Annotated in this window: 27 protein-coding genes; 16 read left to right on the top strand and 11 right to left on the bottom strand. The window is 66.9% G+C overall.

Annotated elements, in window-relative coordinates; translation table 11 throughout:
* Positions 1-62: 62 nt before the first annotated feature.
* From rpmG to radC, 3 genes are all read right to left on the bottom strand, one after another.
* Positions 63-230, bottom strand: a complete 168-nt coding sequence (rpmG, locus tag LGM56_RS26355; protein WP_006478046.1) for a 50S ribosomal protein L33 — start codon at positions 228-230, stop codon at positions 63-65.
* A gap of 17 nt (positions 231-247) precedes the next feature.
* Positions 248-481, bottom strand: a complete 234-nt coding sequence (gene rpmB / locus LGM56_RS26350; protein ID WP_004186391.1) for a 50S ribosomal protein L28 — start codon at positions 479-481, stop codon at positions 248-250.
* Positions 482-718: 237 nt separating this feature from the next.
* A complete protein-coding gene (gene radC / locus LGM56_RS26345; protein ID WP_089495479.1) occupies positions 719-1,492 on the bottom strand; it encodes a RadC family protein in 774 nt (257 codons plus the stop codon).
* Here radC and LGM56_RS36845 point away from each other — a divergent pair.
* From LGM56_RS36845 to LGM56_RS26305, 9 genes are all read left to right on the top strand, one after another.
* Positions 1,491-1,616, top strand: a complete 126-nt coding sequence (locus LGM56_RS36845) for a hypothetical protein (RefSeq protein ID WP_256989988.1) — start codon at positions 1,491-1,493, stop codon at positions 1,614-1,616. The two genes, radC and LGM56_RS36845, sit on opposite strands and share 2 nt — an antisense overlap.
* A gap of 11 nt (positions 1,617-1,627) precedes the next feature.
* Positions 1,628-2,083 (top strand): FKBP-type peptidyl-prolyl cis-trans isomerase, encoded by a 456-nt coding sequence (locus LGM56_RS26340; protein ID WP_089495478.1) that lies wholly within the window; start codon positions 1,628-1,630, stop codon positions 2,081-2,083.
* A gap of 2 nt (positions 2,084-2,085) precedes the next feature.
* On the top strand, positions 2,086-3,066 hold the full coding sequence (gene ispH, locus LGM56_RS26335) for a 4-hydroxy-3-methylbut-2-enyl diphosphate reductase (RefSeq protein ID WP_011352949.1): 981 nt from the start codon (positions 2,086-2,088) through the stop codon (positions 3,064-3,066).
* A 271-nt stretch (positions 3,067-3,337) separates the two neighbouring features.
* Positions 3,338-4,015, top strand: coding sequence for an amino acid-binding protein (locus LGM56_RS26330; protein ID WP_226207141.1), 678 nt, complete (start codon positions 3,338-3,340; stop codon positions 4,013-4,015).
* 211 nt (positions 4,016-4,226) lie between these two features.
* Positions 4,227-5,177: a branched-chain amino acid ABC transporter permease gene (locus LGM56_RS26325; protein ID WP_006488946.1), complete on the top strand. Its 951-nt coding sequence runs from the start codon at positions 4,227-4,229 to the stop codon at positions 5,175-5,177.
* A gap of 18 nt (positions 5,178-5,195) precedes the next feature.
* Entirely contained in the window at positions 5,196-6,365 is a 1,170-nt protein-coding gene (locus LGM56_RS26320) for an ABC transporter permease subunit (RefSeq protein WP_047852538.1), read from the top strand.
* A gap of 23 nt (positions 6,366-6,388) precedes the next feature.
* A complete protein-coding gene (locus tag LGM56_RS26315; protein ID WP_069248652.1) occupies positions 6,389-7,165 on the top strand; it encodes an ABC transporter ATP-binding protein in 777 nt (258 codons plus the stop codon).
* Complete coding sequence (locus LGM56_RS26310) at positions 7,165-7,881, top strand: ABC transporter ATP-binding protein (protein WP_089426143.1); 717 nt, start codon at positions 7,165-7,167, stop codon at positions 7,879-7,881. Before LGM56_RS26315 ends, LGM56_RS26310 begins: the two co-directional genes overlap by 1 nt.
* A gap of 274 nt (positions 7,882-8,155) precedes the next feature.
* Positions 8,156-8,827: a DUF2278 family protein gene (locus tag LGM56_RS26305; RefSeq protein ID WP_089495476.1), complete on the top strand. Its 672-nt coding sequence runs from the start codon at positions 8,156-8,158 to the stop codon at positions 8,825-8,827.
* A gap of 24 nt (positions 8,828-8,851) precedes the next feature.
* Here LGM56_RS26305 and LGM56_RS26300 read toward each other — a convergent pair whose 3' ends face one another.
* From LGM56_RS26300 to LGM56_RS26290, 3 genes are all read right to left on the bottom strand, one after another.
* Positions 8,852-9,307 (bottom strand): GNAT family acetyltransferase, encoded by a 456-nt coding sequence (locus LGM56_RS26300; protein ID WP_089495475.1) that lies wholly within the window; start codon positions 9,305-9,307, stop codon positions 8,852-8,854.
* A 13-nt stretch (positions 9,308-9,320) separates the two neighbouring features.
* Positions 9,321-10,505 carry an acetylornithine transaminase gene (locus LGM56_RS26295; RefSeq protein ID WP_069248649.1) on the bottom strand — a complete coding sequence of 395 codons (1,185 nt, stop codon included), beginning with the start codon at positions 10,503-10,505 and terminating at the stop codon, positions 9,321-9,323.
* 291 nt (positions 10,506-10,796) lie between these two features.
* Positions 10,797-11,828 (bottom strand): CDP-6-deoxy-delta-3,4-glucoseen reductase, encoded by a 1,032-nt coding sequence (locus LGM56_RS26290; RefSeq protein WP_089495474.1) that lies wholly within the window; start codon positions 11,826-11,828, stop codon positions 10,797-10,799.
* A gap of 107 nt (positions 11,829-11,935) precedes the next feature.
* Here LGM56_RS26290 and LGM56_RS26285 point away from each other — a divergent pair, with 107 nt between their 5' ends.
* Entirely contained in the window at positions 11,936-12,973 is a 1,038-nt protein-coding gene (locus LGM56_RS26285; protein WP_089495473.1) for an NAD-dependent epimerase/dehydratase family protein, read from the top strand.
* On the opposite strand, the gene LGM56_RS26280 is transcribed toward LGM56_RS26285, so the two are convergent.
* Together LGM56_RS26280 and LGM56_RS26275 are read right to left on the bottom strand one after the other, a co-directional pair.
* Positions 12,956-13,144 (bottom strand): hypothetical protein, encoded by a 189-nt coding sequence (locus LGM56_RS26280; RefSeq protein ID WP_089495472.1) that lies wholly within the window; start codon positions 13,142-13,144, stop codon positions 12,956-12,958. The genes LGM56_RS26285 and LGM56_RS26280 overlap by 18 nt on opposite strands.
* Before the next feature lie 102 nt (positions 13,145-13,246).
* Positions 13,247-13,963: a pseudouridine synthase gene (locus LGM56_RS26275; RefSeq protein WP_089495471.1), complete on the bottom strand. Its 717-nt coding sequence runs from the start codon at positions 13,961-13,963 to the stop codon at positions 13,247-13,249.
* A gap of 114 nt (positions 13,964-14,077) precedes the next feature.
* Here LGM56_RS26275 and copC point away from each other — a divergent pair, with 114 nt between their 5' ends.
* The 4 genes from copC to LGM56_RS26255 all read left to right on the top strand — a co-directional run bounded on the left by copC (position 14,078) and on the right by LGM56_RS26255 (position 17,072).
* Positions 14,078-14,452 carry a copper homeostasis periplasmic binding protein CopC gene (gene copC / locus LGM56_RS26270; protein WP_226207140.1) on the top strand — a complete coding sequence of 125 codons (375 nt, stop codon included), beginning with the start codon at positions 14,078-14,080 and terminating at the stop codon, positions 14,450-14,452.
* Positions 14,453-14,515: 63 nt separating this feature from the next.
* Positions 14,516-15,016 (top strand): DinB family protein, encoded by a 501-nt coding sequence (locus tag LGM56_RS26265; protein WP_124583108.1) that lies wholly within the window; start codon positions 14,516-14,518, stop codon positions 15,014-15,016.
* A gap of 186 nt (positions 15,017-15,202) precedes the next feature.
* A complete protein-coding gene (locus LGM56_RS26260; RefSeq protein WP_039368119.1) occupies positions 15,203-15,976 on the top strand; it encodes an SDR family oxidoreductase in 774 nt (257 codons plus the stop codon).
* Between the two features lie 166 nt (positions 15,977-16,142).
* Complete coding sequence (locus LGM56_RS26255) at positions 16,143-17,072, top strand: LysR family transcriptional regulator (protein ID WP_226207139.1); 930 nt, start codon at positions 16,143-16,145, stop codon at positions 17,070-17,072.
* A 40-nt stretch (positions 17,073-17,112) separates the two neighbouring features.
* Here the strand turns inward: LGM56_RS26255 and LGM56_RS26250 are convergent, their stop codons facing one another.
* Positions 17,113-18,009 carry a LysR family transcriptional regulator gene (locus tag LGM56_RS26250; protein WP_226207138.1) on the bottom strand — a complete coding sequence of 299 codons (897 nt, stop codon included), beginning with the start codon at positions 18,007-18,009 and terminating at the stop codon, positions 17,113-17,115.
* Positions 18,010-18,115: 106 nt separating this feature from the next.
* On the opposite strand from LGM56_RS26250, the gene LGM56_RS26245 reads away from it, so the two are divergent.
* Complete coding sequence (locus tag LGM56_RS26245) at positions 18,116-19,006, top strand: alpha/beta fold hydrolase (protein WP_226207136.1); 891 nt, start codon at positions 18,116-18,118, stop codon at positions 19,004-19,006.
* A gap of 30 nt (positions 19,007-19,036) precedes the next feature.
* Here the strand turns inward: LGM56_RS26245 and LGM56_RS26240 are convergent, their stop codons facing one another.
* Together LGM56_RS26240 and LGM56_RS26235 are read right to left on the bottom strand one after the other, a co-directional pair.
* Entirely contained in the window at positions 19,037-19,936 is a 900-nt protein-coding gene (locus LGM56_RS26240) for an SDR family oxidoreductase (RefSeq protein ID WP_089495465.1), read from the bottom strand.
* Positions 19,937-19,976: 40 nt separating this feature from the next.
* Positions 19,977-20,714 (bottom strand): SDR family oxidoreductase, encoded by a 738-nt coding sequence (locus LGM56_RS26235; RefSeq protein WP_089495464.1) that lies wholly within the window; start codon positions 20,712-20,714, stop codon positions 19,977-19,979.
* Between the two features lie 117 nt (positions 20,715-20,831).
* Here LGM56_RS26235 and LGM56_RS26230 point away from each other — a divergent pair, with 117 nt between their 5' ends.
* Entirely contained in the window at positions 20,832-21,734 is a 903-nt protein-coding gene (locus tag LGM56_RS26230) for a LysR family transcriptional regulator (RefSeq protein ID WP_226207135.1), read from the top strand.
* Positions 21,735-21,754: the final 20 nt, after the last annotated feature.

The following is a 21,754-nucleotide window of genomic DNA, read 5'->3' as shown; positions in this document are numbered from 1 at the left end:
AAACAAAAAGCCCCGCATGTGCGGGGCTTTTCGGTCGCCGTCAGGCTGGCAGAAACCGGAGATTACTTGATCTTGGTTTCTTTGTATTCCACATGCTTGCGGACGACGGGATCGAACTTCTTGATCGCCATCTTTTCCGGCATGTTGCGCTTGTTCTTCGTGGTCGTGTAGAAGTGACCCGTACCAGCGGTCGACTCAAGCTTGATCTTGTCGCGTGCGCCTTTTGCCATGATTGTGCTCCTTGGGCTTAGGCTTCGCCGCGTGCGCGCAGGTCAGCGAGCACGGAATCGATGCCGTTCTTGTCGATCAGGCGCAGGCCGGCGTTCGAGACGCGCAGGCGCACCCAGCGGTTTTCGCTCTCAACCCAGAACCGGCGGTTTTGCAGGTTCGGCAGGAAGCGACGCTTGGTCTTGTTGTTGGCGTGGGAAACGTTGTTGCCGCTCATCGGCGCTTTCCCAGTTACTTGGCATACGCGTGCCATGAGAGCACTCCTAATACGCTAAATTCGGGGTTCGATCGCCGATGAAGGTTCCATCGTACCGCCACGTGATCCATGGCTGCACTCAGAACGCCGAAGCCCTTACAGACAAGGCCCTTCGATGGCTAGAACTGGTTGGAAAAAAGACAGACGGCGATTCTAGCAGAAAAAGTTCAGAAAAATCAAACCTAATTTCGCATCGCCGTTGCGGCGCCGTTGGGCGGGCCGCAACCGCACAGTCTACATCCAACCGGCCCGTGCGAACGAAAAAGTATCACTGGTGCCGATCACGACGTGATCGAGCAGCCTGACATCGACGAGCGCGAGCGCGTCGTGCAGCACGCGGGTCAGGCGGCGATCCTCCGCGCTCGGCTGCACCGCGCCCGACGGATGGTTGTGGGCAACGATCAGTGCCGCCGCGTTGTATGCGATCGCGCGTCGCACGATCTCGCGCGGGTAGACGGCCATGCGCGTCAGCGAGCCGCGCGTGATTTCCTCCATGTCGATCAGGCCGTGGCGCGCGTCGAGGTAGACCGCGGCGAACACTTCGTACGGACGCGCGCCGATCTTCAGCCGCAGGTAGTCCTCGACCGCGCCGGGCGAATCGATCGGCTTCTTCTCGTGCGCTTTCTCCTTCAGCATGCGACGCGCGATCTCGATGACGGCGACCAGTCGCGCGGCGCGCGCGGGGCCGATGCCGGGGTGTGCCTCGAAATCGCCGGTGGTCGCCTCGAGCAATCCGTGCAACGACTTGAACTGCTTGACCAGTGCGCGGGCGGTGGTGAATACGTCGTGCCCGGGCTTGCCCGTGCCGAGCAGCAGGGCGACCAGTTCGTCGTCGGTCAGCGCCGCCGGCCCGCGCTCCAGCAGTCGCTCGCGTGGCCGCTCGGGCCGCCAGCCGCGCAGGCGGCGCTTGCGCCGGTGGATCGGGATGACGCGGCCGGGCGGATCGGCCGGCAGATCGGTGCTGTCGCGGCATTCGACGGGCGGCAAGGCTGGGCAGGGTGACAGCATGCTTGAAACTCCATTGGCGGCGGGCGGTGTGCGCGACGTCGTCGCACTTTCCGCCTTGCGCGCTCAGGTGACTTACAATATTGGTTTTGCGCCGGGCCTTTCGGCCGTATCGGGCGCCGACTGAACGAGTAATTCATGAGCCTCATCGATCTATCCGAAGTGAAGCCCGGTTCCCACGTCACATTGCATTACCGGCTGGCACTCGCCGACGGCGCCGATATCGTCAACACCTTCACCGACAAGCCGGCCACGTTGCTGCTCGGCGCGGGGCAACTGGCGCCGTCGCTGGAACAGATTCTGATCGGCCTCAGGGTCGGCGACCATTCGACTTTTCAGCTAGCCCCCGACCAGGGGTTCGGTCCCCGGAATCCCGACATGCTCCAGCGCGTGACGCTGTCGACGCTGCGCGAGAACGGGATGGTCGGCGACGATTTCACGCCGGGCGAACTGATCGAGTTCAACGCGCCGGACGGCGGCCGATACGCGGGGGTGCTGAAGGAAGTCAGCGAAACCTCGGCACTGTTCGACTTCAATCATCCGCTCGCGGGCCAAGCGCTCACGTTCGAAGTGAAAATCATCGGAATCCTGTAATCATGAGCACCACCGATACGCTGTCCGGGCAGACCGTCGCCGCCGATGCCGAAATCCTGCTGGCCCAGCCGCGCGGTTTCTGCGCGGGCGTCGATCGCGCGATCGAGATCGTCGAGCGCGCCATCGCGATGCACGGTGCGCCGATCTACGTCCGTCACGAGATCGTCCACAACAAGTACGTGGTCGAGGATCTGAAGAAGAAAGGCGCGATCTTCGTCGAGGAACTCGAGGAAGTGCCGGCCGGCAATACCGTGATCTTCAGCGCGCATGGCGTGTCGAAGGCCGTGCGCGACGAGGCCGACGTGCGCGGGTTGCGCATTTACGACGCAACCTGCCCGCTCGTCACGAAGGTGCACGTCGAAGTGGCGAAGATGCGCCAGGATGGCGTCGACATCGTCATGATCGGGCACAAGGGCCATCCGGAAGTCGAAGGCACGATGGGGCAGGTCGAGCGCGGCATGCATCTCGTCGAGAGCGTCGAGGACGTGCAGAAGCTCGAGCTCGCCGATCCCGAACGCATCGCGCTCGTCACGCAGACGACGCTGTCCGTCGACGACGCGGCCGAGATCATCGGCGCGTTGAAGGCCAAGTATCCGAAGATCCGCGAGCCGAAGAAGCAGGACATCTGCTACGCGACGCAGAACCGCCAGGACGCCGTGAAGTTCATGGCGCCGCAGTGCGATGTCGTGATCGTCGTCGGCAGCCCGAACAGCTCGAATTCGAGCCGCCTGCGCGAAGTGGCCGAGAAGCGCGGCGTGGACGCGTACATGGTCGATGCACCCGACCAGATCGATCCGGCATGGGTCGCAGGCAAGCGTCGCATCGGCGTGACGGCCGGCGCGTCGGCCCCCGAAGTGCTCGCCCAGGCCGTGATCGCACGGCTGCGCGAACTCGGTGTGCGCAATGTGCGCGCGCTCGACGGTATCGAGGAAAACGTGTCGTTTCCGCTGCCGCGCGGGTTGAACCTGCCGCCCGCCGCCTGATTGCCGCATCGCACCCGCGGAACACCGAAGCGCGCCTGACGGCGCGCTTTTTTTTTTCCTGTCGAATTCGCAATCGCAACCATTATTCGGATCAATGGTGCAACCGGGTTGCTCTGCGCGCTTCCAAGCGCCTCTCAAAATTGGTTGCAATGCAGGAAAACCCCATCGAATCAGGATTATTGGCGTCCTATAAATGGAGTTACAATGCGCCCGTTTTCAGGCCTGAATGGCTTTGAAATCGGGATTTTGGCAAGGCGCGGGAGACCACTCAATGCATGTGAAGTTGGCTTACGCCATGTCCGTCGCCGCACCGGTTGCAATGCTTGCCGGCTGCAGCAAAAAGAGCGACGACGAGGCGGGGAGGGAGGCTGCGGTGTTCGCGGCACCGCCGGCCAGCGGCGTGCGCGTCGCCGGAACCGGTCGTGCGGCACCCTTTGCGTGCCGCATCGCGCAATGGGGCAAGGACAAGGTAAACGGGGCACGTTTGGCGATCGAGGAAATCAACGCGGTTGGCCTGGCGAACGGCCAGGCAGCGGGCACGCAGGGTGCAGCACAGCAGGCCGCCGGTCGTGGCGTGACAGCGACCGTGCGCGCCGATCGACGCAGGCCGGCACGGGTGCCCGGCGATGCGGGCAGCGTGCCGATGTCGCCGGTCCCCTTTCATTTCGATTCGACGAAACAGCGCGTTGCCGCGAGCAATGACGTCGCGGCGCGCGGTCTGGTTCGTACGAAGGATTCCGACGTAGTCCTGACGAATGTCGGGCGCGGCGTTCGCGGTGCCTCGCGAGGCACCGCGGCACGGAATCCGATCCGCCCGAGTGCGGGGCTCGCCTCGCCCCGGACGGGAAAAGGCACGGATGCCGGGCAACCGGACGATGGCCGTCTCGGCATGCTGCCCTACGACTTCAAGGAGGCCACGAACACCGTCCTCGATGTCGTGACGATTTAGCGACGGGACTCATGACGGCACCGGAACAGTGCGGTGCCGTTTTTGTATCCGCTCCGGCGGCAGGTCCGGCCGTACAGGCCGGGCGGCGCGCGCCGGGACGATCCACCCTTACCGGTATCGACTAGTACCCGCAGTGTCGCCGAGAAGGCGCGATTCCTCGCTTACCCGCGGGGCGCAACGTCCTCCGGCAGCACGGGCCAAGGAGCTTTAAATGGATATTTTCGTCCAGCAGGTTCTCAACGGGCTGGTGCTCGGCAGTGTCTACGCCATCATCGCGTTGGGTTACACGATGGTGTACGGCATTCTCGGCATCATCAACTTCGCGCATGGCGACGTGCTGATGATCGGCGCGATGGTCGCCCTGTCGGCCATCACCGTGCTGCAGAACCATTTCCCCGGACTCGGCAACGTCGCGACGCTGACGATCGGCCTGGGTATCGCCGCAGTCGTCTGTGCATTCGTCGGCTTCACGATCGAACGGGTCGCCTACCGGCCGCTGCGTCGCGCTCCGCGCCTTGCCCCGCTGATCACCGCGATCGGCGTGTCGATCCTGCTGCAGACCGCCGCGATGATCATCTGGTCGCGCAACCCGCTGCCGTTCCCGCAATTGCTGCCGACCGATCCGATCAACGTGATCAAGGCCACCGACACGACGCCCGGCGCCGTGATCTCGGTGACTGAAATCGTGATCATCGCGGTGGCGTTCATCGTGATGGGCGGCCTGCTGCTGCTCGTGCACAAGACCAAGCTCGGCCGCGCGATGCGCGCGATCGCCGAAAGCCCGAACACCGCGAGCCTGATGGGCGTGAACCCGAACTTCGTGATCTCGGCGACGTTCATGATCGGCTCCGCGCTCGCCGCGCTGGCCGGCGTGATGATCGCATCCGAATACGGCAACGTGCACTTCTACATGGGCTTCATCCCCGGCATGAAGGCATTCACGGCCGCGGTGCTGGGCGGGATCGGCAACCTCGGCGGTGCGATGGTCGGCGGCGTGCTGCTCGGCCTGATCGAGCAGCTCGGGGCCGGCTACATCGGCAACCTCACGGGCGGCGTATTCGGCAGTAACTACCAGGACGTGTTCGCCTTCATCGTGCTGATCATCGTGCTGGTGTTCCGTCCGTCCGGCCTGCTGGGCGAACGTGTCGCGGATCGCGCGTAACGGAAGGGAGCAAACAACATGACATCCATTCAACCGATCGAATCCTCGACGTCGCTCGTCGAAGAGCGCAACACCACCAAGACGGTCATCATCGGCCTCCTGACCGCGGTCTTCGTGATCGCGGCGCCGATCATCATCGGCTCGGCCGGCGGCAACTACTGGGTCCGCGTGCTCGACTTCGCGATGCTGTACGTGATGCTCGCGCTGGGCCTGAACGTGGTGGTCGGCTTCGCCGGCCTGCTCGACCTGGGTTACATCGCGTTCTACGCGGTGGGTGCGTACACGGCGGCATTGTTGAGCTCGCCGCACCTGAGCTCGCAATTCGAGTGGATCGCGGCGCTCGCGCCGAACGGGCTGCACATCCCGTTCCTGATCATCGTGCCGATCGCGATGGCGCTGGCGGCGACGTTCGGGATCCTGCTCGGCGCGCCGACGCTGCGCCTGCGCGGCGACTACCTGGCGATCGTGACGCTCGGCTTCGGTGAAATCGTCCGGATCTTCATGAACAACCTCGACCGCCCGGTGAACATCACCAACGGCCCGAAGGGGATCACGGGCATCGATCCGGTGCACATCGGCGACTTCAGCCTCGCGCAGACGCACTCGCTGTTCGGGATCCAGCTGCCGTCGGTCTACATGTACTACTACCTGTTCGTGCTCTGCTCGCTGCTGGTGATCTGGGTGTGTACGCGCCTGCAGCACTCGCGTATCGGCCGCGCATGGGCGGCGATCCGCGAAGACGAGATCGCGGCGAAGGCGATGGGCATCAACACCCGTAACGTGAAGCTGCTCGCGTTCGCGATGGGTGCGTCGTTCGGCGGCCTGTCGGGGGCGATGTTCGGTTCGTTCCAGGGCTTCGTGTCGCCGGAATCGTTCACGTTCTGGGAATCGATCGTCGTGCTGGCCTGCGTGGTGCTCGGCGGCATGGGCCACATCCCGGGCGTGATCCTGGGCGCGGTGCTGCTCGCGATCTTCCCGGAATTCCTGCGCTCGACGATGAGCCCGCTGCAGCACGCGCTGTTCGGTCATGACATCGTCGATACGGAAGTGATCCGTCAGGCGCTGTACGGCCTCGCGATGGTCGTCATCATGCTGTATCGCTCGGAAGGCCTGTGGCCCGCGCCGAAGCATGAGGACAAGATCGCGAAACTGGCGAAGCGCGCCAGCAAGAAGCCGGTGCGCGCTTAATCGACGGACAAGGGGATACACACATGAGCGACAAACAAATCCGACTGTCCGTGCAGGGCGTGAACAAACGCTTCGGCGGCCTGCAGGCGCTGTCCGATGTCGGTCTGCAGATCAGGGAAGGCGAGATCTACGGCCTGATCGGCCCGAACGGCGCCGGCAAGACGACGTTCTTCAACGTGATCACGGGCCTCTACACGCCGGACTCCGGCGAGTTCAAGCTCGACGGCACGGAATACAAGCCGACCGCGGTGCATCAGGTCGCGAAGACAGGCATCGCGCGCACGTTCCAGAACATCCGCCTGTTCGGCGGGATGACGGCCCTCGAGAACGTGATGGTGGGCCGCCACGTGCGCACCAAGCACGGGCTGCTCGGCGCGGTGTTCCAGACGCCGGCCGAACGCCAGGAGGAGCGCGAGATCAAGGAACGCGCGATCGAGCTGCTCGAATACGTCGGCGTGCTGCAGTACGCGGACTACACGTCGCGCAACCTGTCGTACGGCCACCAGCGCCGTCTCGAGATCGCGCGCGCGCTGGCCACCGACCCGAAGCTGCTCGCGCTCGACGAGCCGGCGGCCGGGATGAACGCGACCGAGAAGGTCGAACTCACGCGCCTGCTCGACAAGATCCGCTCGGATGGCCGCACGATTCTCCTGATCGAGCACGACGTGAAGCTCGTGATGGGGCTGTGCAACCGGATGACGGTGCTCGATTACGGCAAGGTGATCGCCGAGGGTCTGCCGCAGGACGTGCAGAAGAATCCGAAGGTGATTGAGGCATATCTCGGCGCAGGGGTGCACTGATGGCAGCGGCAATGTTGAAAATCAAGGGCTTGCAGGTCAACTACGGCGGCATCCAGGCCGTCAAGGGCGTTGACATGGAAGTCCGTCAGGGCGAGCTCGTGACGCTGATCGGCGCGAACGGCGCGGGCAAGACCACGACGATGAAGGCGATCACGGGGCTGAAGGCGTATTCGGCCGGCGACATCGAGTACGAGGGCAAGTCGATCAAGGGCATCCCGACGCACGAGCTGCTCAAGCGCGGCCTCGCGATGGTGCCGGAAGGCCGCGGGATCTTCGCGCGGATGTCGATCGTCGAGAACATGCAGATGGGCGCGTACCTGCGCAACGACGGCGAGCAGATCAAGAAGGACGTCGACCGCATGTTCGGCTTCTTCCCGCGCCTGAAGGAGCGTGCGACGCAGCTCGCGGGCACGCTGTCGGGCGGCGAGCAGCAGATGCTGGCGATGTCGCGCGCGATCCTGTCGAAGCCGAAGCTGCTGCTGCTCGACGAGCCGTCGATGGGCCTGTCGCCGATCATGGTCGAGAAGATCTTCGAAGTGGTGCGTGAAATCTCGAAGGAGGGCATCACGGTGCTGCTGGTCGAGCAGAACGCGCGCCTCGCGCTGCAGGCGGCCGACCGTGGTTACGTGATGGATTCGGGCACGGTCACGATGGAAGGCGATGCGAAGCAGATGCTCGACGATCCGAAGGTGCGGGCTGCGTACCTGGGTGAATGAGTGAGTGAATGAGCGGGCCCGGTGGCGCGCGACGGCAGATGCCGGCCGCGTCGCACACGGGCTTTCGAAAGGCTGTCACGGGATGCCGTGACAGCCTTTTTTTTCGTGTCATGCGATTCCGGTCGAACTTGTGTGGGCGGCCGCGACTCCATTCGACTGTTGCGCCGCGCACGCGGCGCGGGAACGATGGGGGCGGCCGCTCGTTGCCGGTCGCCTGCAAACCGACACATGGGCCGTGTAACATCGGCGGCCCATCGGGACACGGAGAGCGCGCATGAGTCTGGACTACGGTTTCGTGAAGGCGAAGGTGACATCGGTGGCGAAGCTGAAGGGCTCGCCGCATGGCAGCGAGATCCAGTACCACATCCACCTGACGCTGGCGTTGCCCGGCGGCGACTGGGACGTCGCGATCAACGTCGGCACCAACGACGCGGACGACCTGCTGAACTACAAGCTCGTCTACGATTTCCACCACCCGATCACGCAGACGCTCGCGGCCGCGGCCGAGGGCTACACGGACCTGACGGGGCAGGCGGCATTGCCCGCGCTCGACTACCTGCGCAGCGACATCCTGAACGAAACGGGCGCATGGCGCCCGAGCGCCGTGATGGACGGCACGGAGAATCAGGAGCCGATCCCGTCGCTGCTGCGGCTGGTGAACACCGCGCAGTCGCAGGGGCTCGACGTCGTCGTGTTCGGCCGCTCGTATTCGGAAGGCAACGGCATCCACGACACCCACATGAACCAGGGGTCGACCGGCGCGAACTATCTGCACCGCGCGGGCGACGACCACAACGATCACAACGACATCTGGCAGGACGGCGCGCTGATCGTGCGCGTGAGCGATACGCAGTGGGCCGCGTATTTCGCCGCGTTCGAGCAGCAGGCCGTGCCGACCGACGCGCTCGGCAATCCGCTGCCGGGCGCGGGGCCGATCACGCGCTGACGTGGCGGGCGGCCGGCCTCTGCTTCACGCGGCCGGCAGCGTCTTGCCGAACGAGATGCGTTCCTCGACGCGATAGCCGAGCGCCGCGTAGAAGCGGCACGCATCGTCGTTGCCGGGCAGCACCTGCAGATTGATCTTCAGGCAGCCGCGCGCGGCGAGCGCGCGTTCCGCATGCGCGATCAGCGCGCGGCCGATGCCGAGCCGGCGTGCGTCGTTCGATACGCCGAACGAGTAGAGCCAGCCGCGATGCCCGTCGAAACCCGCCATCAGCGTGCCGACCACGCGCGCGCCGCTGGTCGCGACGAAGAACAGTTCCGGCTGCGTCGCGAGCTTCAGCTCGATCGATCGGAGCGGATCGCGGTGCGGCGGCGCATCCGCGTCTTCGTACTGCGGGAATGCGTCGCGCCATACCGCGAGCACGGCATCGGTGTCGGCGCGTTCGAACGGGCGGATTACAACGGCATCGGCGGCGGCATCCATCGCGGCGGTCTCCTTAGAGCGTGTCGAGCACCGACCGCAGCATCGCCATCATCTGGTCGATTTCCTCGGTCGTCACGTTCAGTGCGGGCATGAAGCGCAGCAGGTTCGGCCGCGCGGCGTTCAGCAGCAGGCCGTCGGGCTGCATGTCGCGGGCCTTCTCGACGATCTGCGGGCCGATGTCCTTGCCGAGCAGCAGCGCGCGCAGCAGGCCTTCGCCGCGTTCGCCTTCGAAGCCGCGCTCTTCCGACAGCTCGAGCAGCTTGCGCTTCAGGTATTCGCTGCGCGCACGCACGCCTTCGAGGAAGCCCGGTGCGACGAGCTGCGAGATCACCGAATAGCCGACCGCCGTCATCAGCGGGTTACCGTTGTACGTGCCGCCCTGGTCGCCGGCCTCGAACACCGCGAACTCGGCCTTCGACAGCAGCGCGCCGAGCGGGGCGCCGCCGCCGATGCCTTTCGCGAGCGTCATGACGTCCGGCTCGATGCCGGACAGCTCGTACGCGAACAGCGTGCCCGCGCGGCCGCAGCCGCTTTGCACTTCGTCGACGATCAGCAGCAGGTCGTGCTGCTTCGTCAGCGCGCGCAGCGCCTGCATGAATTCACGCGTGGCCGGAATCACGCCGCCTTCGCCCTGGATCGGCTCGAGCATCACCGCGACGGTCTTGTCGGTGATCAGCTTCTCGACCGAGTTGATGTCGTTCAGCTCGGCCTTCGGGAAGCCCGGCACCTGCGGCGCGTAGATCGTGTCCCAGCCCGGCTTGCCGCTGGCCGACATCGTCGCGAGCGTGCGGCCGTGGAAGCTGTGGTCGAACGTGATGATCTCGTACGCGCCGTTCTTGAACTTGCGGCCCCACTTGCGCGCGAGCTTGATCGCGCCTTCGTTCGCTTCCGCGCCGCTGTTCGTGAAGAACACCTTGTCGAACACGCTGTGCTGCGTGAGCAGGCCCGCGAGCTTCGCCATCGGTTCGTTGTAGAACGCCGGCGACGGGTTCAGCAGCTTTTCCGCCTGCGTCTTCAGCGCGTCGACGATGCCTTCGTTGCAATGGCCGAGGCTGTTGACGGCCCAGCCCTGGATGAAGTCCAGATAGCGCTTGCCCGTGTGATCGTAGAGCCACGAACCCTTGCCGTGCGTAAACACGATGTCGGGGCGGTTCGTGATGTACATCAGCGAGTCGATCGGATAATCGTTCAGGGGCATGGCAGCAGACTCCAGCGGACGTTGAAAGGGAAACAGGCAATAAAAAAGCCACGGAAGGCCGTGGCTGGTGGGTCGAACAGCTTGTGCGTAACCGGTGAAGCGGTGTGGGTTACGCGCGAGTCCGTGACGAGCCTGCGGCATCCGGGCGGAGCGGCGAGCGGCGACGTCGAAGGGCGGACAGGAAGCAGTTCATGTGCGCAAGCATAAGGCATCCCGCGCGTCACTGTAAACCGCCGCGATGCCACGGATGTGACATCGCGGCGCGCAGTGCCGCACGCGGGTGCGCGGGCCTCAGACCGGATGCGCGAGATCGGCGGCGCTCGTGAACGAGTCCGCGTAGAACTCGTCGGCCGGCAGCGCGTGGTGCTGCGTGAAGTCGCGCTGCGCGGATTCGACCATCACCGGCGCGCCGCACGCGTACACCTGGTGGCCCGACAGGTCGGGCAGATCCTCGATCACCGCGCGATGGACGAAGCCGGTGCGGCCCGTCCACTGATCGCCGGCGTCCGGCTCGGAGAGCACCGGCACGTACTTGAAGTTCGGGATCTCGCGTGCCCACTGCTCGGCCAGTTCGCCGAGGTAGATGTCCTTCTTGCGGCGTGCGCCCCAGTAGAGCGTCATCGGGCGCGTGATGCCCGTGTGCTTCACGTGCTCGATGATCGCCTTGATCGGCGCGAAGCCGGTGCCCGATGCGAGCAGCACGATCGGCTTGTCGGAATCCTCGCGCAGGAAGAACGTGCCGAGCGGGCCTTCGAAGCGCAGGATGTCGCGCTCCTTCATCGCGCCGAACACGTGGTCGGTGAACTTGCCGCCCGGCATGTGGCGGATGTGGAGCTCGACCGGGCCTTCCTCGTGCGGCGCGCTCGCCATCGAGTAGCTGCGGCGCGAGCCGTCCTTCAGGATGAACTCGACGTACTGGCCCGCGAGATACTGCAGGCGTTCGTTGGCGGGGAGCTGTAGCTTCACGACCATCACGTCGTCGGCCTTGCGCTCGAGCGCGGCGATCCGGCACGGCAGCTTCTTGACCTGCACGCCGTCGACGCCGGCGATTTCACGCACGTCGATTTCGAGATCGCACTGTGCCTTCGAGCAGCACAGCAGCGCGAGGCCGCGGGTGCGCTCGTCGTTGGACAACGCCGACGCGGCGTGCGGGCCCTGTTCGATCTGGCCCGACACGATCTGGCCCTTGCACGAGCCGCACGCGCCGTTCTTGCAGCCGTACGGCAGATGGACGTTCTGGCGCAGCGCGGCCGCCAGCACGGTTTCATCCGACTCGACCTGGAATTGCCGGCCGCTTTGCTTGAGAGTGACGTTGAATGCCATAGAACCAAACTAGAACAAAATGGGGGGACCGTGCATGTCGGGCACGGCAGCTACAATGCAAACCCGTTGCGCGTCGCGCAACGGTGGCTACTGATTTCGCAACCAACATGATCGCGACTCGAATCCTGCGCCGGCCGCGCGCACTGATCGTCGGCTGCGGCGACGTCGGCATGCGCTGCGTCGCGCAATGGCGCGACGCGCGCCGCAACCTGCGGATCTTCGCGCTGACGAGCCATCCGGCCCGTCGCGACGAACTGCGCGCCGCGGGTGCAACGCCGATCGTCGGCAACCTCGATCGCCGGGCGACGCTTGGCCGCCTCGCGGGCCTGGCCCGCACGATCCTGCATCTCGCACCGCCGCAGTCCGATGGCCGCGACGACCGGCGCACGCGTGCGCTGATCGCCGCAACGACCGTGCCTGCGCGACGGCCACCGGTGCCGCCGGCCTCGGCGGTCGGCCGGCTCCGAACGCTGCGCACCGCTACCCGACAGGCCGGCGCGCCCGTTCGGGCAGCGCGTATTGTACCCGACGGCCTTCGTGCGCCGAGGCTCGTCTACGCCAGTACGACGGGCGTTTACGGCGATTGCGGCGGCGCGCGCATCGACGAGACGCAGCCGCTGCGCCCCGCGAATCCGCGCGCGTTCCGGCGCGTGTCGGCCGAGCGGCAACTGCGTGCGGCGACGGTGCGCGGCGTGCTGTCCGCGCGCATCGTGCGGATTCCCGGGATCTACGCGGCGAACCGTCTGCCGGTCGCACGGCTCGAGCGCGGCACGCCGGCGCTCGAACCGGCCGACGACGTCTACACGAACCACATCCACGCGGACGATCTCGCGGCGATCCTGCGCCGCGCGGCCGAACGCGGCAAGCCGGCGCGCGCCGTGCACGCGTCGGACGACAGCGAACTGCGGATGGGGGAGTATTTCGACCGGGTCGCGCAGGTGCTCGGCCTGCCGAGGCCGCCGCGCGTCAGCCGCGCGGACGCCGAGCGTCAGCTCGAACCGACACTGCTGTCGTTCATGCGCGAGTCGCGGCGCCTGTCCAACGCACGGCTCAAGGCCGAATTGTGCGTGACGTTGCGCTATCCGACCGTAGATGATTTCCTTCAAACGCTCGCGCCGGGCAGCGCGTCAGGTGAGCGCCGGTAACGCCTCGATCAGCAGGAAGCACAGCAACGCGCCGATCAGCGCGCCAATCAGGTTCGGATGATATTTGTGCTTCCGGTGCATCGTGGCCAGCAGGCCGCCGATCACGATGACCCCGACGACCGCGAACGCGATCATCACGTACGACAGTTCAAAAGTATGGTTGCTCATGATGTCTCCCCTGCATCGCTGCTCGTACAGCTTGTGATTTCAGTATAGCGGGGGAACATGCGGCCGAGATGCGGTCGAACGTCGAACGGTCGTGCGGATTTTCCCTTACAGGGTTTTGACGGTATTGCGCAGCGCCGAAAGGTCGGCGTCATCGAGCCAGCGCCACGCGCCGGGCGCGAGATCGTCCGGCAGCGTGAAGCCGCCGATGCTTTCGCGATGCAGCGCTTCGACGCGATTGCTCGCCGCCGCGACCATGCGCTTGACCTGGTGATACTTGCCTTCGAGGACGGTCAGCGCGAGTGCGTGCGGGTCGCGCGCGTCGGCGGCGACCGCCGCGATCGGCTTCGGCTCGCCGTGCAACTGCACGCCGGTGCGCAGCGTGTTCAGCTGCGTGTCGTCGAGCGGGTGGCGCACGGTTGCCACGTAGGTCTTCGGCACCTTGCGCTTCGGCGACGTGTACGCGTGCACGAACTGGCCGTCGTCGGACAGCAGCAGCAGGCCCGTCGTGTCCTGGTCGAGACGCCCGACGCACTGCACGCCACGCGCGACGAGCGGCGCAGGCAGCAGGCTGAACACGCTTGCGTGGTGTTGCGGGTCGCGTGAGCACTCGTAGCCGGCCGGCTTGTTGAGCGCGAGATAGGCGCGTGCGTGGAACGGCCACGCCGTATCGTCGACCGAGAACACGAGGCCGTCGGTATCGAACGCGGCGTCGGGGTCGGTCGCGCGGGCGCCCGCCACGCTGACGCGGCCGGCTTCGATCAGGCCGCGGCACTGGCGGCGCGAGCCGAAGCCCTGGGTGTAGAGAATGCTTTCGAGATCCATAGCGCGCGCATTCTATCAAGCGACGGCGCGCGACCGGCATGAACGTGCATGCGCTGGTAAGCTGCCGGTACGCCGCGCGGGGCGCGGCGCCCGTTCATTCTTCACGGAAAGTCCATGCCTTTTGCTTCGTTCCCGTTCGGCCGCCACGCCGCTGCCGTCATCGTTGCCGCGACCGTCTCGTCGGCCGCGTTCGCGCACGCGCACCTCGCGAAGAGCGATCCGGCGGCGGGCGCGTCGGTGGCTGCCGCACCGGCCGCCGTCACGATCGACTTCACCGAGCCGCTGGAGCCGGCGTTCAGCTCGATCGTCGTCGTCGACGGCGACGGCAAGACGGTGTCGGACGGCCGTGCGCGCATCGACGCGTCGAATCGCAAGCGGATGTCGGTGCCGCTCACGGCGGCCGGCACCGGCGCCTATACGGTGAAATGGGTGGCCGTCGCGGCCGACGGGCACCGCACGCAGGGCGCGTACGGCTTCAGCGTGAAGTGACGCAACGGTGGCGGCAGGCCCGTCCCAGGGCTGCCGTCGCCCCTATCCGACAGGGAGTCCCGCATGAATCCGACGACGCTCGACGCACTCGCCGATTTCCCCCGTCAGCTCGAAGCGCATTTCGCGGCCGTCCCCGACGGCTACGCGCGCTGGACGCCCGATGACTGGGCCGGGATTCCAAGCGAGCATTTTTCGCCGCTCGGGCAGCTCTGCCATGTGCGCGACATCGAGATCGACGGCTATCACGTGCGGCTGCGGCGGATGCTCGACGAAGACCGGCCGCTGCTCGTGTCGATCGACGGCGACGCACTCGCGATCGAGCGCCGCTACAACGATGCGTATGCGTCCGACGTGCTGGCGGCGATCCGCGAAGCGCGGCGCGAGACGCTGGACCTCGTGTCGCGTCTCACGCCCGAACAGCTCGCACGCACCGGGGAATTCGACGGCTACGGTTCGCTGACCGTGCGCGGGCTCGTCCACTACCTGTGCAGCCACGACCAGCAGCACCTGGCCGGCATGCAGTGGCTGCTCGGCAAGATCGACGCGACGCTGTATGCGCGCTGAGCGGGCGCCGGGATAGGCGTCAATCGATCGAGGGCGGATTCCGGCGCGGTTGTCGGTGCGGCAGGCTGCACACCCGCGCTTCGATTGGATCGTTTTTCTGGATAATCCATCCAGCGTTGCCCGGCTGACCGGCGCGTCGCGCGTGCCTACACTCCAAGCTTCGTTCAACGAGAAAAGGAGTCAACCGTGGCAACTCATACGCTCGCAGACAAGGTCGTCCTGATCGCAGGCGGCGCAAAGAATCTCGGCGGCCTGATCGCGCGGGATCTGGCGAGCCACGGTGCGAAGGCCGTGGCGATTCACTACAACAGCGCGGCGTCGCAGGCGCAAGCCGAGGAGACGGCCGCCGCGGTGCGTGCGGCCGGCGCGGAAGCGGCTACGTTCCAGGGCGACCTGACGACGGCCGCCGCGGTCGAGAAGCTGTTCGACGACGCGAAGCAGCGCTTCGGCAAGATCGACATCGCGATCAACACGGTCGGCAAGGTGCTGAAGAAGCCGTTCACCGAGATCAGCGAGGCCGAGTACGACGAGATGTTCGCGGTCAACAGCAAGTCGGCGTTCTTCTTCATCAAGGAAGCGGGGCGGCACCTCGAGGATCACGGCAAGCTCGTCACGCTCGTGACGTCGCTGCTCGGCGCGTTCACGCCGTTCTATGCGGCGTACGAAGGGTCGAAGGCGCCGGTCGAGCATTTCACGCGCGCGGCGTCGAAGGAGTACGGCGCGCGCGGGATCTCGGTGACGGCCGTCGGGCCGGGGCCGATGGACACGCCGTTCTTCTACCCGGCCGAGGGCGCCGATGCGGTCGCGTACCACAAGACGGCGGCCGCGCTGTCGCCGTTCAGCAAGACGGGCCTGACCGACATCGAGGACGTCGTGCCGTTCATCCGCCATCTCGTCACCGACGGCTGGTGGATCACGGGCCAGACGATCCTGATCAACGGCGGCTACACGACCAAGTAACCGGCCCGGCAACGGGCCGCGCGGCGCACCGCAATGGCGCGTTTGCGTGGACAATGGACGGGCGCGCGGCTTCGCGGCTGCGTGCCCGTTTTCTCTGTGCCGCCGACCCTGGCCGCGACGTGCGACGGCTGGCGGCGGCGTTCGTCCGAACCTACGTTCCCCGCCGATGGACAAGCTGGATCAGGTCAGAATCTTCCTGCAGGTTGCCGAGATGGGCAGCTTCATCAAGGCCGCGCATGCGCTCGACGTGCCGCGCGCGACCGTGTCGGCGGCCGTCCAGCAACTGGAGACGGGGCTCGGCACGCGCCTCTTGCACCGCACGACACGCCAGGTGCAGCTGACCGCCGACGGCGCGCTGCTGCTCGAACGCGGCCGGCGCCTGCTCGCGGAGGCCGACGAACTCGACCGCCTGTTCCGCCGCCGCGACCGCGACGTGATCGGCCGGCTGAACGTCGACGTGCCGAGCCGGATCGCGCGCCGCATGGTGGCGCCCGCGCTGCCGTCGCTGTTTCACCGTTATCCGAAGCTGCAACTGTCGCTCGGCTCGACCGATCGTTCGATCGACCTGGTGCAGGAGGGCGTCGACTGCGCGATCCGCGTCGGGCGGCTTGCCGACAGCAGCCTCGTCGTTCGGCCGCTCGGACAGTTCACGCTGATCAATTGCGCGAGCCCCGACTACCTGCGCGAATGCGGCGTGCCCGAGCATCCGGATGCGCTCGCGCACGGACACTGGGCGATCGGCTATGCGTCGCCGACGACCGGGCGCGAACTCGACTGGGAATACTGCACGGACGGCCAGCGGCACACGCTCATGCTGCCGAGCCGGGTGATCGTCAACAATGCCGAAACCTATATCGCCAGCTGCATCGCCGGGATGGGGCTGATCCAGATTCCGCGCTTCGACGTCCAGCATCTGCTCGACAGCGGCGCACTCGTCGACGTGATGCCCGGCCACCGCGCCGCACCGATGGACGTGTCGGCCGTGTACCCGCACCGGCGCCATCGTTCGCGCCGGCTCAATGCCTTCATCGAATGGTTCGGGGAACTGATGGCGAGCGCGCTGACGCATGGCGGGGAGGAGACGGAGGGCGACTGACCGGCACGGCCGGATCGCGTCACGTGCCGTCGTGCCTGTTTCAGCCGGGCGGCGCCGCGAACTGCCGGCTGCGCCCGGTTTCCCGCACCGCATCGATCAACGCCGCGGCGGCGCCGTCCGGTTTCGCCGCGAATGCGTAGAAACGCGCGGCCGGCAGCGCCGGCAGGCCGTCCTGCGGGCCGCATTCGCGCAAGCCGTCGCGCAACTGGCTGCGCGCCAGCGCGGTGACCGCGAAGCCCGCGAGCGCGGCCGACACGCAGCCGGCCATGCTGCTGCTCTCGAACAGCACGCGGAACGGCCGCAGCGCGGCGGCGAGTGCCGCCACGGCGGCTTCGCGATAGACGCATGGCTGCGGAAACAGCGCGAGCGGCACGTCGTCGCCGGCGTCGAGCGTGCGATCCGACGCGAACGCCCACACGAGCGGTTCTTCCCACAGCAGTTCGCCCGGCGTGTCGACCTGCCGGCACTGCTTGCCGAACACGACGTCGAGCCGGCCGAGCGTCTGCTCGCGCAGCAGCGACGCGGTGATCCCGACCTTCAGCTCGATCGACGTGCGCGGGTGGCGGTCGCGGAACGTGCGAAGCACGTGCGGCAGCCACGCACCCGCGAAATCCTCCGATGCGCCGACCCGCAGCGGCCCGTGCGCCGGCGCGCCGCGCAGCCTTGCGCGCACGTCGCGCTCCATGTCGACGATGTTGCGTGCGTACGCGTACAGCGTGTCGCCGGCCGGTGTGAGCGCGATGCGACGGGTGGTGCGCGCGAGCAGCACCGTACCGGCCGCCTGTTCGAGCCGCTTGATGTGGCCACTGACGGCGGATGGCGTCAGCGCGAGCCGTTCCGCGGCCGGCGCGAATCCACGGCTGTCGACGACTTCGAGGAAGGTGCGCAGCAGCGTGATGTCGAGCGAGGTCGACGCGGGATCGGTCAGCGGTTTCATGGATCAATTCAACGCGATACTCGAAGAATGAACCATGATACTCCGTGAATCGTGATGAAAGGCCGGCCTACCATCGTGCACTCGGATCCACCCAACGGAGTGCACGATGACGACCTATGCGCATGCGACGACCGCGTCGCTCGACCTTGCCTATCTCGAATGGAACCCGCGCGGCGAGCGCGTGGCCGTGCTGCTGCACGGCTGGCCGGACAGCCCGGTCGGCTGGGACGCGGTCGCGGATTTGCTCGCCGCGCACGGCTACCGCGTGCTCGCGCCCGCGCTGCGCGGTTTTGCGCCGACCCGCTTTCGCGATGCATCCGTGCCGCGCAGCGGCCAGCTCGCGGCGCTCGGGCGCGACCTGCTCGACTTCGTCGATGCGCTCGGCATCGAGCGGCCCGTGCTGGTCGGGCACGACTGGGGCGCGCGGGCGGCCGCGAACGCGTGCGGGCTGCGCGAAGGCGCCGCATCGCATCTCGTGATGCTGTCGGTCGGGTACGGCACCAACGATCCGGGGCAGCCGCTGTCGCTGCAGCAGGCGCGCAACTACTGGTATCACTGGTTCATGGCGACGCCGCGCGGCGAGCAGGCGTTGCGCGACGATCGTCGCGCGTTTGCCCGCCTGATGTGGGATACATGGTCGCCGCCGGGCTGGTATCGCGACAGCGATTTCGACGCGGCCGCCGCCGCGTTCGACGGGCCCGACTGGATCGACGTCGTGCTGCATTCGTACCGGCATCGATGGGGATTCGCACCGGGCACGCCGGCCTATGCCGACGACGATGCGCGGCTGAATCCCGCGCCGGTGCTGGCGTTGCCGACGCTCGTGCTGCACGGCGGCGCGGACACCTGCAATCATCCGGACAGCTCGGCCGGGCGCGAGCGGTTCTTTGCGGGGCGCTACGCGCGGCAGGTGCTGGACGGCGTCGGCCACTTTCCGCAGCGCGAGGCGCCGGCGGCAATCGCCGACGCGATCCTCGGGTTCTGCGAGCCAGGCTGAGGCGCACCGGCGTGGCCGGCGCACGGTGGATCAGCCGCCGACGCGGGCCGCGAGCAGGTCGGCGAGGCCGAGGTTCCTGAACATCTCGCGGCGAATCCGGTCGCCGACGCGGAACACTTCCTCCGCGCCGTCCTGCGACGGATCGACGAACACGCGGTACGGGCGCTTGCCGGCCGGGGCGGCGACGATGCCGGCAATGGCTGTCGCGACGGTGCCGGCATCGGCGTCCGCCGGTTCGAGCGCGGCGAGGCCTTGAAGCGCCTGTTCGGCGACACCCGCATAGGGGCCGTCGACGTAGGCGGCCTGAATGGCCGCATCGGCCGGCTTGCCTGCGTGGGCGAAGTGATTCGTGCCCTGGGTGAAGGCGCCCGGCACGACGATCGACGTCTCGATCCCCCAGCGGGCCAGTTCGGCCGCATAGGACACCGCGAGCGAATCCATCGCGGCTTTCGCGGCGAAGTAGGGTGCGAGGAACGGCGGCGTACCGCCGCGCGCGGACGACGACGACACCCAGACGAGCAGCCCGCGCCCCTGGCGGCGCAAGTGCGGCAGCGCCGCGCGGTTGACGCGCTGGGTCGACACGACGTTGATGTCGTAGAGCTCGCCGATCTGCTCGGGCGTGAACGCTTCGGCCGGGCCGAACACCATGTGGCCGGCGTTGTGGACGATGACGTCGAGGCGGCCGGTGTCCGCGATCACGCGATCGATGGCGGCGCCAACGGACGCGTCGTCGCCGACGTCGAGCTCGACGGTGCGCAGGTCGACGCCGTGTTCCTGCGCGTAGGCGGCGATGGCGGTGACGCGCGGCGCGTTGCGGCCGGTGCTGTCGCGCATCGATGCGTAGACGGTATGGCCGGCGCGGGCGAGCGCCTGGGCCGTCAACAGGCCGAAGCCGCTGGACGCGCCCGTGACGAGAATGACTTCCTTCATGATCGATCTCCGGTAAGCGGTGGGCATGGCAGGTGGCCGGTCAGCACATGCCGCCGTTTGCGCGCAGGACCTGGCCGTTGACCCACGCGCCGTCGGGGCCGGCGAGGAACGCGACGACGCTGGCGATGTCGGCGGGCTGGCCGAGCCGCTCCAGCGGATTCAGCTTCGCGAGCCGATCGACGAGTTCGGGGCTCTTGCCCTGCAGGAACAACTCTGTCGCGACCGGCCCCGGCGCGACGGCGTTCACGCTGATGCCGCGGCCGCGCATCTCCTGCGCGAGCACCTGCGTCAGGCTTTCGACCGCCGCCTTGCTGGCGACGTACACACCGTAAGTCGGCATGCGCATGCCGATCACGCTGGTCGACAGGTTGATGATGCGTCCGCCGTCGCGCACCCGCCTGGCCGCTTCGCGGCAGACGTTGAACGTGCCTTTCACGTTGATGGTGATCGTTTCGTCGAAGAGCGCATCGTCGCAGTCGGCGATGGTCGCCAGCTTCATCACGCCCGCGGAGTTGACCACCACATCCAGACCGCCGAATGCTTGTTTTGCGGCGTCGAACAGCGCGACCACGGCCGCCGGATCGGCGACGTTCGCCTGCACCGCGATAGCATGGCCGCCGTCGGCGACGATCGCGTCGACCACGTCCTGCGCGGGGCCGGCGCCGCCGGCATAGTTCACGACGACGCTGAAACCGTCGCGGGCGAGACGGCGGGCGATTTCCGCACCGATGCCGCGCGACGAGCCCGTGACGAGGGCGACCTGTTCCGATGTGCTCATGTCCTGCTCCTTGGTTCGTGAGTGCCGTGCGTTCCGGCGACAGGACTAATGTAGGCTCCCTCGATCAATAAAAATAATGAATAATGATCAGATCAAGAATGACTGAAAGTATGTCTTATGGCATTCGACAGCAGGCTTTTGAGCGGGATCGGCGTGCTCTCGGCGGTGATCGAGGCCGGCACCTTCGCGCGCGCCGGCGAGGCGATGGGGTTGACGCAGCCCGCGGTGAGCCGTGCCGTCGCCCGGCTGGAGGAGCGCGTCGGCATCCGGATCTTCAACCGCACGGCCCGTGCGATCACGCTGACCGACGAAGGGCGGCGTTTCTATGAAGCGGTCGCGCCGCTGCTGGCCGGCATCGAGGACGCGGCGATCGACGCCGGCCAGTCGAAGGCGCGTGTCAGGGGGCGGCTGCGCGTCAACGTCGACGCGACTTTCGGCCACTACGTGCTGGCGCCGAAGATGGCGGAGTTTCTCGACCGCTTTCCCGACCTGTCCGTCGAGATCAGCGTGCGCGACCGGATGGGCGACCTCGTCGCCGACGGGTTCGACGTGGCGGTGAGGTTCGGCATTCCGGACCCGTCGTCATACCGTGCGCGGCTGCTGCTGGAAACGCGCGTGCTGACCTGCGCGTCGGCGGCCTATGTCGCGCGCCATGGCGAACCGCGGCACCCGCGGGATCTCGCGAGCGGGCATCGCTGCGTGCTGATCCGCGATCCGGTGACGGGGCGGCCGTTCGAATGGGAATTCCATCGCGGCAAGGAGGTGATGCCGTTCGATGCCGCCGGCCGGCTGATGGTCAACGATACGGGCATGCTGCTCGGCGCGTGCCTCGGCGGCGCGGGGATTGCCCAGCTGCTGGAACTCTATGCGCGCGACATCCTTGCCGACGGGCGGCTGGTGCTGCTGCTGCCGGAATGGGCGGACGAGACGTTTCCGCTCTACGCGTATCACCACGCGTCCAACCTCGTTTCCGCGAAGGTGCGCGTGTTTCTCGACTTCGTGCGGGCGTTGATGGCCTGAGCCCGAGCCTGAACTCGGCT

It is taken from the genome of Burkholderia sp. AU38729, assembly GCF_020419725.1.
Lineage (GTDB): Bacteria > Pseudomonadota > Gammaproteobacteria > Burkholderiales > Burkholderiaceae > Burkholderia.
Note: the sequence above shows the minus strand (reverse complement) of the source record. Positions and strands in the feature narration are given on the sequence as shown.